General features: G+C 60.0%; 14 protein-coding genes. 5 read left to right on the top strand and 9 right to left on the bottom strand.

From position 1 onward, the window contains the following. Positions 1 to 25: 25 nt before the first annotated feature. From GKE62_RS16500 to GKE62_RS16485, 4 genes are read right to left on the bottom strand one after another with little or no spacing between them, the layout of a single operon-like run. On the bottom strand, positions 26 to 643 hold the full coding sequence (locus GKE62_RS16500; RefSeq protein WP_154693187.1) for a uracil-DNA glycosylase: 618 nt from the start codon (positions 641 to 643) through the stop codon (positions 26 to 28). Continuing rightward, positions 640 to 1,842, bottom strand: a complete 1,203-nt coding sequence (locus GKE62_RS16495; protein WP_154693186.1) for a nucleoside triphosphate pyrophosphohydrolase family protein — start codon at positions 1,840 to 1,842, stop codon at positions 640 to 642. The genes GKE62_RS16500 and GKE62_RS16495 overlap by 4 nt, the downstream gene beginning before the upstream one ends. Then, complete coding sequence (locus tag GKE62_RS16490) at positions 1,839 to 2,360, bottom strand: hypothetical protein (RefSeq protein WP_154693185.1); 522 nt, start codon at positions 2,358 to 2,360, stop codon at positions 1,839 to 1,841. Before GKE62_RS16490 ends, GKE62_RS16495 begins: the two co-directional genes overlap by 4 nt. Next, entirely contained in the window at positions 2,357 to 3,151 is a 795-nt protein-coding gene (locus GKE62_RS16485; protein WP_195908490.1) for a hypothetical protein, read from the bottom strand. The genes GKE62_RS16490 and GKE62_RS16485 overlap by 4 nt, the downstream gene beginning before the upstream one ends. A 177-nt stretch (positions 3,152 to 3,328) precedes the next feature. On the opposite strand from GKE62_RS16485, the gene GKE62_RS16480 reads away from it, so the two are divergent. After that, positions 3,329 to 4,315 carry a nucleotide kinase domain-containing protein gene (locus GKE62_RS16480; protein WP_154693183.1) on the top strand — a complete coding sequence of 329 codons (987 nt, stop codon included), beginning with the start codon at positions 3,329 to 3,331 and terminating at the stop codon, positions 4,313 to 4,315. Positions 4,316 to 4,321: 6 nt separating this feature from the next. Here the strand turns inward: GKE62_RS16480 and GKE62_RS16475 are convergent, their stop codons facing one another. Together GKE62_RS16475 and GKE62_RS16470 are read right to left on the bottom strand one after the other, a co-directional pair. After that, positions 4,322 to 6,889, bottom strand: coding sequence for a DEAD/DEAH box helicase (locus GKE62_RS16475; RefSeq protein WP_154693182.1), 2,568 nt, complete (start codon positions 6,887 to 6,889; stop codon positions 4,322 to 4,324). After that, entirely contained in the window at positions 6,882 to 7,883 is a 1,002-nt protein-coding gene (locus GKE62_RS16470; RefSeq protein ID WP_154693181.1) for a DUF1837 domain-containing protein, read from the bottom strand. The genes GKE62_RS16475 and GKE62_RS16470 overlap by 8 nt, the downstream gene beginning before the upstream one ends. A gap of 321 nt (positions 7,884 to 8,204) precedes the next feature. Here GKE62_RS16470 and GKE62_RS19225 point away from each other — a divergent pair, with 321 nt between their 5' ends. Continuing rightward, entirely contained in the window at positions 8,205 to 8,459 is a 255-nt protein-coding gene (locus tag GKE62_RS19225) for a zincin-like metallopeptidase domain-containing protein (RefSeq protein ID WP_370516110.1), read from the top strand. Between the two features lie 149 nt (positions 8,460 to 8,608). On the opposite strand, the gene GKE62_RS16460 is transcribed toward GKE62_RS19225, so the two are convergent. The 3 genes from GKE62_RS16460 to GKE62_RS16450 are packed head-to-tail and all read right to left on the bottom strand — an operon-like array spanning position 8,609 to position 10,372. Further along, entirely contained in the window at positions 8,609 to 9,511 is a 903-nt protein-coding gene (locus GKE62_RS16460; RefSeq protein ID WP_154693179.1) for a hypothetical protein, read from the bottom strand. Beyond that, on the bottom strand, positions 9,504 to 9,689 hold the full coding sequence (locus tag GKE62_RS16455) for a hypothetical protein (protein ID WP_154693178.1): 186 nt from the start codon (positions 9,687 to 9,689) through the stop codon (positions 9,504 to 9,506). The genes GKE62_RS16460 and GKE62_RS16455 overlap by 8 nt, the downstream gene beginning before the upstream one ends. 44 nt (positions 9,690 to 9,733) lie before the next feature. Continuing rightward, positions 9,734 to 10,372 (bottom strand): hypothetical protein, encoded by a 639-nt coding sequence (locus tag GKE62_RS16450; protein WP_154693177.1) that lies wholly within the window; start codon positions 10,370 to 10,372, stop codon positions 9,734 to 9,736. A 305-nt stretch (positions 10,373 to 10,677) separates the two neighbouring features. Between GKE62_RS16450 and hsdR the strand changes: the two genes are divergently transcribed. From hsdR to GKE62_RS16435, 3 genes are read left to right on the top strand one after another with little or no spacing between them, the layout of a single operon-like run. Then, entirely contained in the window at positions 10,678 to 13,044 is a 2,367-nt protein-coding gene (gene hsdR / locus GKE62_RS16445; protein ID WP_154693176.1) for an EcoAI/FtnUII family type I restriction enzme subunit R, read from the top strand. A 19-nt stretch (positions 13,045 to 13,063) separates the two neighbouring features. Next, on the top strand, positions 13,064 to 14,623 hold the full coding sequence (locus GKE62_RS16440) for a class I SAM-dependent DNA methyltransferase (protein WP_154693175.1): 1,560 nt from the start codon (positions 13,064 to 13,066) through the stop codon (positions 14,621 to 14,623). Continuing rightward, a complete protein-coding gene (locus GKE62_RS16435; RefSeq protein WP_154693174.1) occupies positions 14,620 to 15,768 on the top strand; it encodes a restriction endonuclease subunit S in 1,149 nt (382 codons plus the stop codon). The genes GKE62_RS16440 and GKE62_RS16435 overlap by 4 nt, the downstream gene beginning before the upstream one ends. The last annotated feature ends 13 nt before the right edge of the window (positions 15,769 to 15,781 follow it).

Genomic DNA, 15,781 nt, shown 5'->3' with positions numbered 1-15,781 from the left:
AGACCGCGTCGCATCGCTATCTTAGCTAGATCGATTTTAAGAACAGCTCGCCCCCGCCTCTCCCCGGATGCCTGACGTAGCGCGACGGCATTCGCATGCGGCTCAGCGCTCGCTCAGCCGGGCGACCCAGAGCAACGATGCGCTCTACACCGAGCGCGTCCACGAGCCATGGCAAAATGGGGGGCATGCAGGCGAACTCGGCGGGAGTGTGTCCGCGATTTTTAATGCCGTCAGGCCCATGCGTATGAAACGGAAAGGCGTTCCAGAAGAATACTCGACCGGCGCGCCCGTTCATCGCCTTCCAGACAAACCTGGCGGTTTCTTCCTTTACTGGCGCTCCACTGGTGGCCCTGGCGAGAGCGGGTGAGCTCCAGTATTCACCGCAAGTTTGCAGATTAACCTCATCGGTGAGCGGCAAGCCTGTTCGCCGGCCGCCTTTAGCCCCAAGTTCAAGTCCCACCCACAACTCATCCGCGCCAGCAGCGAGACCGGCGTCCATGATGGTCTCCATGTTGGATCGTCGGATCGCCGGGGCGTTCGGCAGGTCGTGCAGCTGACATCGATCTCGGTACGGGTTGAAGACGTTAGCCAGCGAGATGCCTGCCAGCTCGTCTATAAGATCCTTTCCGGAGGCCCAGTTCATCGCGTCACGCCCTCTTTGATGATTAGCCGCCGTGCTTCAAGGTCGGCGATGAACGTACCCGCACGATGCTCCCGGAGATACCGAAACGCTGTGAAGCCCTGAAGAATGGCATCCTCCCACATCCACATTGGGCATCGTTGGACTTCGTAACCTCGCACCATCTGATGGATGGTGCGCAGAAGCTCGAAGTCGAGGGATGTCACATCAGCGAAGGCCTGATGGCGAAGACCGTGACTGAAGATCCAGTTCGAAATGCCTTCCTCTGTAATGATGGCTCGCGCGCCGTCCTGCTGCTCGTCGACCGCCCGATTGCTCTTGCGCTTGAGCTTAAGCAGCGCTCGCAGCACAGGCGACCATCCAAGGACGGCGGCGTACGCCAGATGGAAGACGTCATGAAACCGATAGTCGTCCTGGTCGGCGCTATTGTCCGTAAGTCGGTCGCCCAGATTCACGCCGTGGACCGACTGGAAGACATACTTAACGCCTAGAACTTCCTTCTCACGAAACACGACTTCCAACTGGCGCGGGAGACGCTCGTCGTCGTCATAATCTTCATCGAACAAGGGCGTGTGCACGCGTTCGATTGGCCAGCGACCCTCGACCTTTTCGATATTGGAGCGAGCTGAGCTCTCGAGACTGATCTGCGCATCGGCGGCGGCTGTGACGAGACTGTGGAACAGGCGCGAGAGGTCTTCTCGCAACGCGTCGGCGCCTTCAGTTGTCTCGTTGGCGCGGCGGATCAGGCGCCCGACGCGAGCGGCGACGTCCAGCAGGCTTCGCTCGACGTACTCGCCAGAAGCCGGCGACATAAGGCCGAGCGACTGTTGGCCCTCGAGGTCGTGAAACGACGTGGGCGCGCTGCTGCAGCCAAACAGCGAAGGATCGCTGTCTGGTCGGGCGGCCAGATCGCTTAGTCGCAAGTTAAGTGCGTCGGCGACGTTGGCGAGGTACCAGAGGACGTCCCCGGTTTCCTCAACGGATGAGCGTTCGTAAGCGGCATACGAGTTGTGATCTCGTTGCTTCTTCTTCAGTTCGCTCAGGAGGCTTCCGACCTCGCCGAACAATCCGAGAAGATGGAAGCGCAGGCGACGCTCACCCGAGCGCGCGCTGCGATCGGTCGCCACCGCAAATTGCTGGTAGACATCAAGCGTCAGGTTTCCCTCACGCAAAGCGGGAGCGTCGTAGGGAGGCGGCGTCATCTACACTCGCCCGCAACAGCTCTGGCGCCAGCCGCACCCTTCGGCCCCACATCGCGCAGCTCGCAATGAATTTGAACCGGCGCGTCAGCCAGCCAGTGCGGAGTGAGACGGTCAGGCAACCTGCTCAGCAGGCTGGCGAGGAACACCGTCCCTGCGACGAGAGTGAAGCAAAACAGCCAAAAACGACCCGGGTCACGTAGACCGCGACCTCCCGTCCTGCGAGAGTCGGGCGATGGTCGTTCCGCGAGCAGGAGCGTGGCGGTCACCACGGTGCTGATGCTGGCAGCCACGATGATCACGGCGTAGTCCTCAACGTCCGCGCGATCTCCGAGGCGAGCCGTCAGCCAATCAAGTACATAAAGGCTGCCCAGAATGGCCAGGAGCTTCACGGCGACACGGCCAGCGATCTCGTAATGTGAGGCGGAGACCTGAGTCAGCCATGCCCAGAGCTTCTTCAAAAGCGCGCCGAGTGCGGTCAGAAAACGGCGCAACCCTGACCGAGCTTCATCGGCCGTCATGTCGCGATGGCCTGCGGCGAGGGTGCGGCTGCTTCGCTGTCGGCGCGCGGCGCGGCGACGTTCTCCGGCCCTGACTCGCTGCACGCCCTTACACCCAGCGCAATCAGCGCGCCTAGTATCAGGCCTTGGGACCATCTGAGTATGGAATGGTCCCGCTCAATCTTCTGCACCCGCTCGTCCAGCTCATCGCGGGTCTCGTCGATCTTCTGATCGAGACCTGGAAGCGAGTGGAACCTGTCGGAGAGTGGAGTTATGAGTTCGGTCGGGACACCTTTGAAGGTGCTCTTCTTGCCAGTGATGTCGGCTGGACCGGTCAGATCAGCGAAGAAGATCTCGAACCACTTGTCGCCGCGACTTACATGGATGGTCGCGGGCCCTGCATTAAACACCGCAAAGACCAGATTGCCGCGATAACCCGGCTCCACATAGAAGCCCGAAACGTTGACCAGTCCGCGGAACTTCGTGGATTTCGACCTCAGCGTGATGAAGGCGATTGCGTCCTTCGGTATCCAGACCTCTTCCTCGCTGTGCATGAGGGCGAACTGCCCTGGAGGGATCGCTCGGCTTTCCCTCGCTTCCAGCAACTCCTTCGACTTGTAGTCGTCCGGGGTGGCGGGGGTGATGTAGATTTCTTCCCCAACGGACATGTTATAGGACGCGCGCTCGCGCCGCCCCTGCTCGTCTGGAAAGAACGGAGCGATGATCGGCCGGCCGTGTTCCTTCTCGAACTCTGTGCTCCGCTCGAGCAGCCGTTCAAATGTCCAAAAGCCGAAGGCCTTCGCGGTCGCCATTGACTCATCCCTCCCGCCCTGATCGGCGCACGCGCCGCAACTAGCGGATATCAGGCAGCGCGAGAAGGAAAACGGACAGATCGCAGGCATTATGGCCGCGATTTCAGATTCTTCAGCCGATCGCTGGCGTTGGTCGCCGCGATCGCATAGCAGCGCCGTCGATCCGGGAGCTAATGCGTGCGCACGACAGCGGTGTATGACACATACTGGCGCTTCGCCGCTGAGCGACAAGCCGTCTACCTGCGCCGCCTCGACGGACAGCCGGGGCCATGGACCGATGATCCGGTGCTGCGGCGACACCGCTTCACCAACTGCTACCGCGCCGCCGACCGAGTCAGCCAGTTCCTTATCAGCGAGGTCCAATACGGGCCGCACCGGTCACCGGCTCCAGCGGAAGTCTTTTTCCGCACAATGCTGTTCAAGCTCTTCAACCGGGTTTCGACGTGGCATATGCTCGAGCGATCGCTGGGCCATATTTCTTGGCAGTCCGCCGATCCCGAACTGATTTGTCAGGAGTTGGATCGCGCTATCGACCGAGGCACCAGAGTGTATTCGGCGGCCTACATCATGCCCTCTCCCAATTTCGGCCACAGTCGCAAACATCGAAACCACATAGCGCTCTTGTGGAGGATGATGGATCTCGGGCTGCCGGGTCAGATGGCAGCGACGGATTCGCTACAGGAAGCCTACAAGCTGTTGCTCGATCAGCCTGGCCTAGGGCCGTTTCTCGCATTTCAGTTCGCGATAGACCTAAATTACTCGACCCTAATGACGCACGAGGAATCCGAGTTCGTGGTCGCAGGCCCGGGCGCCCTCGACGGCATCTCTAAGTGCTTCGCAGATGTCGGCCGCGCGGCGCCAGAAGACGTGATCCATTGGGTTTGCGAACGTCAGGAGCGCGAATTCGCGCAGCGTGGCCTCGATTTCCCGGGGCTCTTCGGTCGACGGCTACAGCCAATCGACTGCCAGAACCTCTTCTGCGAGATATCCAAGTACGCGCGCGTCGCTCATCCGGACGTTGTCGGCAGATCAGGCCGCACGCGTATCAAGCAGCTGTTCGCTGAAGACAGGCGCCCTCTGCCAGCTCCCCAGTTCCCGCCGCGGTGGCACGTCGTGACGCCAGGTGGCCTCGGGGGCCGGGTCGAGGCGCCGGTAATGCTCTAAAAGGGCCTATCGCAGGAGCGGCGCCAGTTCACGTCTCACGACATCTGGAAGTTCCATACCAAAGTTCTGTCGATGGAGCCAAGCCAAGGCGGCTTCCCGGTCCATAGCGAAATTCGCCGCGCGCATTTGAAGCAGCCGCGCTGAAATCCGGGACAGGCCTAGGTCGATGAAGCTGAGCATAGTTTCGGATGATGCGCCCATTTCCAGGAACAGCGGGATCGCCGGGATATGGCTGGCTTCGCGCTCGTGTCCAAGTTCAATGAGCACTTGCCGGAGGACTGAATTGTAGCAGGCCATCTGCTTCACAAATTTGAACCGCAGCGTCTTCTCGACGTCCTCAAGGATCTTGCGAATGAGGACGGCGGTACCGCTTCGGCGCTGCTGTCCGCCCTTTGCGCGGCCGTCCTCAACTCGCTTGATGTCCCGATCGATCTCGAACTGGATGAGATCTGGCAGACCGTCTCCGCGCATCCAGCTTAAGGAAAGAGTAGCCCATCGTATGTACGATTCGCCCTTAGTCACCCCGTCCAGCTCAACTTGAAGGCGGCGATAGACGTTGATCAGCTTGGACTGCACCGTCTTCCAATCACCCGCAGGATGTGGCGGCATGTAGTGGCCCACGCCCTTCTTCGGAATGTCGCGCTTGAGCTTCGCGTAAAGCTTCTGTTGCCGATGAGGGGAGATATAGGGGGTGGCCGCCAGCGTCTCTGTCGGCACTGCTACCCGGTTGTCCGCTTCTTCGAGGCCTTCAATGAGCGCTACTCGTTTTTCGGCTGGTACCTGCATGCGCTGCAGCGTCTGGTCGAGCGTTCCCTTCCGCAGGTCGTGGAATAGCCGCGAGAATACGTTCTCGAGGAGCGTGTTCTTCCCGGAAGCGATGGTAGGATCCCCGATGTAAGCGAGGAACTCATCGGTGTGCTCTACAAGTTGCTTCTGAAGGGAAGATCTGACCTCGCCCTCCGGCCCATGTGCGAGCGGCTGGCTTTCCCATTCGTTGTAATCGATGAGAAAGACATTGCCTTCGAACTCCTTACCGAGGCGGCCCGCCCGCCCCGCAAGGTTCCAGAAATCGACCGCATCCATGGGCTTCTCGCCCTTTTCAGGGTTGCGCATGAATATGTTGCGCGCAGGTAGATTGACTCCTTGAAGCAGCGTGCTGGTGCAAACGATGAAGTCAAGTGTGCCATCCTCAAAGGCGGCCTCAATCGCGTGCCGGACCAAGGTCGGAATGTGTCCGTAGTGAAAACCCACACCTGACAAGACGTGTTTGGCGAGCAGAAACTCCGGATGGACATGCTCCTGAGCGAACTTGGCGAGCTCAGCGCGTTTCTCCTGGATTGAAGCGTCCACGACACGATCGGGATCAGCTTCGGCGATGACATCGCAGAGCAGGGATGAAAGTCCTTCGCACCGCGAGCGAGTATCGCCGTATATGATGCTCTGGGACCCACGTCCGAAGTACCAGGCCAGGTAGACCAACTTCTGATCCGCCTGAACCAACGGCATAGAGACGTCAAACTTGACGAACTCGGCCATGGCCCGCTCGTCCCAGATTTTCGTCCGCACCTCATCGGGTACCGCGTCGCTTACGTCCGTAAGGATGATGTTCTGCCCCACGGGGCTGTCATCGGTTTTCCTTACGGACGGCTCGGAAACGCTGAAAACCCTGGCGAGCGCTTCGGGATTCGATACGCGGGGAAGAGTGAAGAGAAGCTGCGTGGAGGGCGCGCGCGCCAGAAACTCATCGATTACTGACTGCAGGATTACGCCACGATCACCCTCACCGATCTGGTGGGCCTCGTCGATGACGATAGTTTCGACGCTGAACTCAGGGTCGGCCAGTAGTACCTGAAGCCGCTCCTGGGTCATCACATAGATGGTCGGTCGCGACTGATCCTGAACGACCGGTACAGTTGCGACTCGGGTAGCGTCGTCGCCAAACGCTTCGAGTTGCTTGGTAAGCGAAGTCGCTACCTGGCTGATGAGTGCGCGTGTGGGGACAAGGAACGCCGCCGCTTTAATCGCGCCGTCCTTTAGTTGCTGCGCGAGGTAAGTCTGAAACATGAACGACTTGCCGGCGGATGTCGGCGCGGACGCGATGATTGATCGCCGTAGTAGCAGATCGTCCCATATGGTCCGCTGGTAATCGGTCAGCGCCAGCTCGCCGGCTTCCGTTGTGAGCGTATTCGCGACGCGGTGCCCTGTGGTCTCGAGGAGGGCAGGTGTCGGCAGGTTGCTGCGCCGAGCGGTCAGCTCGGTTCTGAAATCGAGCGAGGGAAAGTGGCCCAGGCGGCTCATTACCAATTGCAGGACGTCAGCTAGTCCGCCGAGTGCTTCGCCGTAAAGCTCGTACGCGGCAGTGGCGATGGTGAACGCCTCTCGGCGGGCGCGAGAGTTTTCGCTGAGGCTAAAGATTCCCGCACTCTGCACAAGTCGATCGATGGCCGCGTCTTCAGTTAGACCTAGCGCGGTGCGGTGCCTGAGCGATTGATCCATGCGCCGCACTACCAAGCCATTGTAGTCGTCGGCGTACTGCTTTTCCTGCCGTATCTCGGCAACGAGCTCCTCAATCAATTTCCATCCCCAGCTTTTGAGCAAACGTCTTCCGGAAGTGCTTGATGTCCGGGAACGGCATGACGAAGAATTGCAGGTTATTTGGGGGTGGGAGGTCCACCGCTATTTTATCCTGGATTTGCGCGGTGATCTCCAGTGCGCGTTTGGTGTATTGCTGCCGGAACGCCTCCTCCACCTCCTCCGGCGGGAGGGCAGCTACCTTGCCGTAAGCAGGATATTCGAAACCGATAAAGCACGTGTGGATCTCGTGCTTCAGTGGACGCGGCACGCGATACGGATTCAACAGGTTACGCAGATGTCGGTCCGCGGCTGGATCGATGCCGTGCAGATCCATATGGCCATGGATAATTGCGATTTCTCGCTTACGCAGGGCTAGGTCGTTAAGATACTCGGTGATGGATTTGATGGCATCGTCGATGGCGCCGGCAACGCCCTTGTGGAGCTTGGACTCGCCCAGATGAAGCAACAGGCTTTTGAGCTTGGGACAATAGCGGACATGCACGCCATCACGGCCATGAATGTTCATATTGCTATTCGTTTTGAGGCTCATCTTGGAAACGAGCAATGGTGCCTTTACCATGGCTTCCAACGTGAGAAACAAGAGGAGCTCGCCCGCTTCACCACCCGTTATCGCCGCGCTGCGCGTTCTCACAAAGAGCTCGCGCGCCTTGTCACCGAGAGCGATTAAAGCGTGCATGTCTTTTTCAGCGAACGCCTTATCGGTAACCCGTTTCACCTCCGCGCGAGGTAAGCAGTAGGGGACAAGCGATTGGTAAATGTACTCGATCAGCGCATCGATATCGGGCCCGCCGGCGCCAAATAGCGGATACAGGAACTCGCCGTCTAGGAGGTGGGACTTCGGTTGCCAGTCGAACTCGAGGCGGTTGATGTGGGCAGGGTAATGCTCGTGATCCCCGCATATCGCTTCGATCGCGGTCTGCAGGACCGACGGATCGACGGCTGGCTCATGGCCGGCATCATCTGAGCTACTCAACGCCGCATCCCGTCTTTTTCCTGACTGCCTCGCTGACTTTCCTCAATCGCCGTCCAGCAAGAGTGGGAAATCAAGTCCCTTTTGCGTACTAGAGACAATAGCGATCGTAGACAAATCAACAGCTAGGAGCGACACGTCACTCGCCAATCGTGGACTACTCGCAAGCTAATTAGTGTGCGGGACTCACCGTCCACCCCGTAGGAGTGCACTGCGGTGGCGAGAACGGGCGGTAGTTTGCGGCCGAGGCGCCGGGGGTGGTTTGATGCGAGAAAGCCAAGGATCAAGGGGCAGAATCCCATACCCTCGCACACGCACTGACCCATTGGACTGGAGCCAAGACCCGGGTGGATCGCAAACTCAGCCCGGTTTGGCTCTGCGGATTACGCCATGGAAGAGCTGATCGCCGAGCTGGGAGCCGCCTTCACCTGCGTCATTCTGGGGTTAGTAACAGAGCCCCGACTGGATCACGGTCCCTACGTGGGTTCTTGGTTGAAGGTGCTGCGCGGCGAATCCGATATTCACCACCGCTGCCAAGACCGAGTGGCAGCAGATTACCTTGCGAAAGCAGGGGCTTAATCCTCTCGACTCTGATGACTTCGGCAGTGCAATTCAACTGGAAGGATCCCCAGCTGAATAGGCTGCTTCCTGCAACCCGATCGATTACTTTAGGGTTAGTAATCAATAGCTTGCGGACAGCTTTCCTGCTGCTCTTAGAAAGTAGCAGGTTACACCCCCAACAAATCTAACCGTTCCAGCAATGACAGCTTCGGGAAGGACTCACGGATGTCAGGTGCTTTTGCCGGGCGACCCAGACCGGTTACAAAGGACGCGAATTGGCTGCCGTATAGTCGCCGCACATCAAACACACCATCTTCCACGGCAGCGCGAAATGGACGAGGGCGCGGCAAGCCACTCGGAGCATCGGGGGCCGTGCATGCGTCAGTAAGCGAGAGCGCCAAATTCGCCAGGTGGGGCTGGCGATCGAGCAAAAACTCCGCTGCGGGTGGCGTGCCGATCGCGCGCCGCGCAGGCCCGAGATTGCTCGAAATGAACAGCCGGCGCTCTGGCCCGACGGCGCCCGGATTGACGTAGTCGAACGCGAGAATGTCGCTCAGCCAGAGAGTCTCGCGGTCAGGGCGATTTCGCGCGCCAACCAGCACGGCATCGCGATCATGGCTCTTCAACAGGTAGCTGACACTAATCCAATGTCGCAGAATGGACGGACAAAGCGAGCCGCGAATATTGACCGCCCTAGGCACATGCTTGCCAAGTCGACGGTCAGTGTATTCGCTGGCCCATGCCCTGAAGTGCGAGCGGTGCCGGATACCCAGAAGCCGACCTTCGTCCCGCCGCATTCCTGGAACATGCATGGCGAGGTGTGCATGCATGTTTCCGCCCATTGACCGCTCAACAACTGCAATCGACGCGGTCGGAAGCCCCCGGTCATAAAGCCAAGCGTTGGCAGTTTTGACGAACCGCTGAAGCTCGTCCCGCGCCTCGCTCGGTTCGCTCAGATTCATTCGTCCGAAGTCCAGCGTAACCATCGTGTCGAGTGGCAACGCAAAGGCCGCCGCAAATTCTGCGGCGGCCAATGCTTTCAAGACTTCAGCCTTGGAAAGGTCAGTCACGATGAGCGGCTGCCCCCGCTCCCGTCCTGGGCTTGATCTTGTTCGTGAACCGATCCGGGCGACGGCGCTGACGATCTTTGGCTTCGAGGGCGGCGATCTCGCCAAATTCGGCTTCGGAATCACCCCAGACACCCGCCATGATCAGTCCGGCGTCACCACCGGGCCGATTGATGTACATGTCCCTAAGGCCATGGCGATCTTCCTTCCGGGCGGCTGGCTTTTTCACCCTGCTTCGACGCATGCCCAGCACTCCTCTTCTGCCTTTTCGAGGATAGCCACCAGCAGGGCCGACAGCTCCCGCAGCACGTCGAAGCGAATGTCCTGCTTGCCCGCCCGCAGGCCTTCCGCTTCCTGCAGACGTTCGACGATGTAGGCGACACCGTCGAGGTCAAGCCCGTCGTTGCCGTACGCATCTTGGTGCAGAGCGCGGTGCGCCAGCCGAATAGCTTCTACGAAGATCACCACAGGGTCGATCGGATCGTTCGAGATGTAATAGGCGAGCTTCCGGTCGCCAATTTCCTTGACCCCCGGCTGGTGGAGCTGCGCAATCACACCGCGCGCGATACTTTCAATCTCGAATGTGTCGCATTGTCCTAGGGCTACCGCCGCCCGATTGAGCTGACGCGCGAAACCGCGGCACCGGGTAAAGTCGATCGACGGATCGATCGGCGGTTCAACCATGCGCAGCTCGGAACGCTCCAGCAACGAGTTGATCAGCGGGCGGTCGGGGACAAGCCCATCGAGCGCTGTGCCGTTGCGAAGCGGTGAGCTGAGAACACCAGATGGGCAATTCAGCGGACCGTTAGGAGCGAAAGGCTGACTTTTCTGGTCTGCCGCATCTTGTTTGGGTACTTCGGCCATGCCGCAATCTCCGGTTTCCCCCGCGGGGGCGTTGGTGGATTGCAGCGCGCAAGAGAAAATCCCCTGCGCTCTGCCGATCAATATAGAAAATCGGCCGATTTTGAAGCACGAGGTGATGGGGTATTTGCGGCCAAGCGTTCCGTCAGCGGGACAAGGCGAGCCCGAATGTTTGCGCGGCCTATCGCGCGTTGGGAACGTGGCGGCGCCTCGTTAGGGCCCGAAGATCCGAGCACGCAGGCCGGCGTTGCCGCCCCTCTCTAACCGTTTGCCATGATTGGCAACCCGCGGCACAACGTCCGGCAAGTATGGCCACAGAAGCAGATACTTGCCGGAAGTTCATCGTCCCTAAGCTGCAGGCTGCAGGTTGGGACGACGCACCATGTGCAATCCAGGAACAACGGACCTTCACCGATGGCCGTGTCATGTTTGTCGCGGGCAACACAAGGCGCGGGAAGCGAAAGCGAGCTGATTACATTCTTCGGTATCGCCCGGATTACCCCATCGCCGTTATCGAGGCCAAAGCAGGCTACCGTTCTGCCCAGGACGGCGTGCAACAGGCTCGTGAATACGCTGAAGTGCTAGGGCTTCGCTTCGCGTATGCGGGCAACGGCAACGAGATCATCGAGATCGACATGACCGCCGGCACTGAGACTGTTCGCTCCGATTTTCCCACCCCGGAAGAACTCTGGCGCCGCCAACGGCAAGACTTGGCACTCGGCGAACAGGCCGGGGACAAGGTTCTGGCCGCCGGCTTCCCCGATCCGGAACGACCGCTCCGCTATTATCAGGAAATCGCGGTCAATCGAGCACTGGAGGCCATCCACGGCGGCGGCCGCCGGGCCCTACTCAACTTGTGTACCGGCGCAGGCAAGACGGCAGTCGCATTCCAAATTTGCTGGCGCCTGTGGACTGCCGGCTGGAACAAGCGGGGCGACCACCGTCGGCCCAAGATCCTGTTTCTCGCCGACCGAAACATCCTGGTAGACGACCCGAAGGACAAAACGTTCACGCCGTTCGGCGACGCGCGCTGGAAGCTGGGTTCAGACGCCATCAGCCACGGGCGAGACATCTACTTCTCTACCTATCAAGCGATAGCGCGTGATGAACGGCGACCCGGCCTTTACCGCGAGTTCGACCGCGACTTCTTCGATTTAATCGTTGTTGACGAGTGCCATCGCGGCAGTGCTCGTGACGACAGCGCCTGGCGGGAAATCCTCGACTGGTTCGAGCCCGCCTATCAGCTCGGTATGACGGCAACCCCTCTGCGAGAGGAGAGCCGCGACACTTACAGCTATTTCGGCGAGGCGCTTTACACCTACTCCCTTGCCCAAGGGATCGCCGACGGTTTCCTCGCACCTTACCGCGTCCACCGAATCGTCACCGATCTTGATGCGGCCGGCTGGCGACCGAGTGTTGGCGAGCTCGATCGCTTCGGTCGGGAAGTGCCAGACGGCGAATACCAGACAAAGGATTTCGAACGGACGGTGGCCCTGCGCGCGCGCACCGAAGCGATAGCGCGCCATCTGACCGATTTCCTCACGAACACCGATCGCTACGCCAAGACCATCGTCTTCTGCGTTGACCAGGACCACGCCAGCGAGATGCGCGCGGCCCTGGTTCGATTGAACACCGATATGGTCGCGCGGCATCCCGATTATGTCGCCCGGGTCACATCTGACGAAGGCGACATTGGCAAAGGCATGCTCAGCCACTTCCAGGATGTCGAGGCTGACACCCCCGTCATTCTCACGACCTCGCAGTTGCTCACCACCGGGGTCGATGCTCCGACCTGCAAGAACGTCGTGCTGGCGCGCGTTGTCGGCTCGATGGCGGAATTCAAGCAGATCATCGGCCGCGGCACGCGATTGCGCGAGGATTACGGCAAACTCTGGTTTTCAATTCTGGACTACACCGGGACCGCAACGGAGAAATTCGCCGATCCAGGCTTTGATGGCGAGCCGGCGGCTGAGGTCACCACCGAGATCGACGCGGAGGGCGCAGTCATCGCCACAGAGGTCGAGGAGCACGAGCCGCCGGAAGAAACGGCAACGGACTCAGACGCTGGGCCGACCGTGCTGCCTCCCGATGACTATAGTGACGGGTTGCCGCGTAAATTCTACGTCGACGGCGGCGAAGTCGAGGTGGTTGCCCACCTGGTCTATGACCTCGACGCCGACGGCAAGCGCCTTACCTGCCGGAAGCTCACCGATTGGACGGGTGAAAAGGTGCGGACCCTCTTCCCCACCCCCGCAGCGTTCCGGGCCGAATGGGCGATGGCTGACAAGCGTGGCGCGGTGATCGACGCATTAGCGGAACGCGGCATCGACCTCCATGCGCTTATGACCGAGGCAGGGCAGCCCGACGACGATCCCTTCGATCTGATTTGTCACCTTGCCTGGAACGCGCCTTTGACCACCCGCGCGGAGCGCGCACGGCGCGTTCGCGAAAACGGCCTGTTCGACCGCTATGGAGATGATGCGCGCGCTATCCTCGACGCACTGCTCGATCGCTATGCCGGCGGTGGCCCTGACCAACTTTCACTCCCGCATGCCCTCAAGGTGCAGCCCGTGTCGGACTTCGGGAATCCAAGCGAGATCGCCCGTCGATTTGGTGGACCACAGGCCATGCGCGAGGCTGTGGCGGAACTGAACCAGGCGCTTTACGCCGCCTGACAACATCTGAAGGAAGACCATGGCCCGCGCCAAGACTGCTGCTGCACAGACAACCGCTCAACGTCTCGACTCAATCGTCAAATCCGCGCGCAAAATCATGCGCAAGGACAAGGGCCTCAATGGCGACCTTGACCGGTTACCCGTCCTCACGTGGGTCATGTTCCTCAAGTTCCTCGACGACCTCGAACGCGTCCATTCAGATGAAGCAGAACTGGCGGGTGAACCCTTTCATGCCGCCATCGAAGCCCCTTACCGCTGGCGCGATTGGGCAGCCAACAAGGACGGAATTACGGGTCCCGATCTCCTCACGTTTATCAACGCCGAGGAAGCGACCAGGCCGGACGGCACGCGAGGACCAGGTCTGTTCGCCTATCTTCGCTCACTGCGCGGCACGAATGGCGGACGTGATCGGCGCGACGTGATCGCCACGGTGTTCCGCGGCGTGCAAAACCGGATGGAAAGCGGCTACCTGCTGCGCGACGTAATCAATCTGATCCACGGCATCCACTTCGACAGCTCGGAGGAGATGCACACGCTTGGCCGCCTGTACGAGACCCTGCTGCGCGAGATGCGCGACGTGGCGGGCGATAGCGGCGAATTCTATACGCCGCGCACTGTCGTCCGCTTCATGGTCGATCGGGTCGATCCCCAGATCGGCGAAAGAGTGCTCGATCCCGCTTGCGGTACCGGTGGCTTCCTCACCGAATCCTACGCACATATGGCCGGGCAGGCGGACACCATCGAAAAACGCGAGCAACTACAGTCGGGCTCGCTGCACGGGGTAGAAGCCAAGCCTCTTCCATACCTGCTGGTACAGATGAACCTGTTGCTTCACGGCCTGGAAGCACCCGACATTGATCCCGGCAACGCATTGCGCTTCCGGCTGGCAGACATCGGTGAACGCGAGAGGGTCGAGGTAATCCTTTCCAACCCACCCTTTGGCGGCGAAGAAGAAGCCGGCATCCTGGCCAATTTTCCAAATGACCGCCGGACCGCAGAGACGGCGCTCCTGTTTCTGCAACTCATCATGCGTCGGCTTAAGCGTGGCGGCAAAGGCCGAGCCGGGGTGGTTGTGCCGCACGGCGTGCTGTTCGGCGATGGCGTCGCGGCGCGGATCAAGGCGGACCTGCTGGAAAAGTTCAACCTCCACACCATCGTTCGCCTGCCCGAAGGCGTGTTCGCGCCATACACCGACATCGCCTCGAACTTGCTGTTCTTCGACACCACTGGGCCGACTGGCGAAATTCACTATTGGGAACAGCCGGTGCCCGAGGGGCGCAAGAAGTACAGCAAGACCGCGCCTCTCCAGCCTGCCGACCTTGCCGACCTCACTGAATGGTGGAACGCGCGTGGCGAGGACATCCGTGCTTGGGTGGTGAACGGGCCCGCGCTGATCGAGCGTGACGACGATGGCATCGTTCGCGCTGTTAATCTCGACCAGAAGAACCCCAACGCCAAGGCAGCCGAAGATCATCGCTCCCCGTCCGAAATCGTTGCCGTCGCGCTGAAGAAGGAACGCGAGGTGCTCGCAATCCTCGAAGAGTTGAACGCGCTAGTTGCGGAGCGGAACGCGACATGACGTGGAAAGAGGTTCCGCTTGGCGAAGTCATCCGCCAGCGCAAATCGTTCATCACCATCGATGATGACGTCACATACAAGCGCTGCCGCGTGCAGACCAGCGCCCGTGGTGTCGTTTTGCGAGACGCTGTCCCCGGAGGAGAAATCAAGACCAAGAAGCAGCAGGTTTGTCGCGCTGGCGACTTTCTCGTGGCCGAGATCGACGCGAAGGCGGGCGGATATGGGTTGGTCCCTTCGTCGCTTGAAGGCGCTGTGGTCAGTAGCCACTATTTCCTGTTCGAGGTCGATGAGGCGGAGCTGGACCGAGAATATCTGGGTTGGTTTTCGCGTACCGGTCGGTTTTTCAATCAGGTGCGCGCAGTTGGCTCCACCAATTATGCAGCCATCCGGCCCGGCAGCGTGTTGCAATATACTATGCCGCTCCCGCCGCTCTGCGAGCAGCGCCGGATCGTGGCGCAGCTAGATACGGCCGCGACTGCCGTGACACGGGCCGAAAAGCTGATCGACGAAGTACATCAAGATTTGCTTCAGGCTGCGCGTAATATCATTTGGCGGGCCGGTGAAGATGCAAACGCCTGGGTGTCGTGCGGGTCCTTTCTTCAGCAGCGGCCGCTCGATGTGCGCGTTGACCCTGCTACTGATTACGCATTCGCTGGCGTCTTCAGTTTTGGCCGCGGCATCTTCCGTTCTGAAGTGAAGGCTGGCTCGACCTTCAGCTATCCCACCCTAACGCGCATCAAAACTGACGACTTCATCTATCCGAAGCTGATGGCGTGGGAAGGTGCGCTCGGCATTGTTTCGCCGGAATGCAACGGATTGGTGGTGTCACCAGAGTTTCCGGTCTTCGAGATCGATGCCGATGTCGTACAGCCAGCTGTAGTTGACACATTTTTCCGCGACCCGCGGGTGTTGCCGATGCTCCGCTCTGCGAGTTCGGGCACGAACATGCGTCGCCGTCGCATCCAGCCCAGCCGATTTCTTGAGTTAAAAATGCCGATCCCCTCACCCAAAGATCAAGCATTTATCCGCGCCTTGCTCCATCGTCGCAACACCGTCCTAGAAGCTCGGCGTGATAGCCTAGCAGCGGTGAAGGCGCTGCTTCCCGCGATGCTGAACAATTCCTTCGGCACGGGCGCGGGTGGATGAACAAGGGGGCACA

The sequence above is a fragment of the Novosphingobium sp. Gsoil 351 genome, assembly GCF_009707465.1.
In the GTDB taxonomy this organism is placed as follows: Bacteria; Pseudomonadota; Alphaproteobacteria; order Sphingomonadales; family Sphingomonadaceae; genus Novosphingobium.
Note: the sequence above shows the minus strand (reverse complement) of the source record. Positions and strands in the feature narration are given on the sequence as shown.

Excerpts from the sequence above, each read along its gene's own strand:
- GKE62_RS16500 (WP_154693187.1), bottom strand. The coding sequence starts at position 643 with ATGAACTGGGCCTCCGGAAAGGATCTTATAGACGAGCTGGCAGGCATC.
- GKE62_RS16495 (WP_154693186.1), bottom strand. The coding sequence starts at position 1,842 with ATGACGCCGCCTCCCTACGACGCTCCCGCTTTGCGTGAGGGAAACCTG.
- GKE62_RS16490 (WP_154693185.1), bottom strand. The coding sequence starts at position 2,360 with ATGACGGCCGATGAAGCTCGGTCAGGGTTGCGCCGTTTTCTGACCGCA.
- GKE62_RS16485 (WP_195908490.1), bottom strand. The coding sequence starts at position 3,151 with ATGGCGACCGCGAAGGCCTTCGGCTTTTGGACATTTGAACGGCTGCTC.
- GKE62_RS16455 (WP_154693178.1), bottom strand. The coding sequence starts at position 9,689 with ATGTACATCAATCGGCCCGGTGGTGACGCCGGACTGATCATGGCGGGT.
- GKE62_RS16450 (WP_154693177.1), bottom strand. The coding sequence starts at position 10,372 with ATGGCCGAAGTACCCAAACAAGATGCGGCAGACCAGAAAAGTCAGCCT.
- hsdR (WP_154693176.1), top strand. The coding sequence starts at position 10,678 with ATGGCCACAGAAGCAGATACTTGCCGGAAGTTCATCGTCCCTAAGCTG.
- GKE62_RS16440 (WP_154693175.1), top strand. The coding sequence starts at position 13,064 with ATGGCCCGCGCCAAGACTGCTGCTGCACAGACAACCGCTCAACGTCTC.
- GKE62_RS16435 (WP_154693174.1), top strand. The coding sequence starts at position 14,620 with ATGACGTGGAAAGAGGTTCCGCTTGGCGAAGTCATCCGCCAGCGCAAA.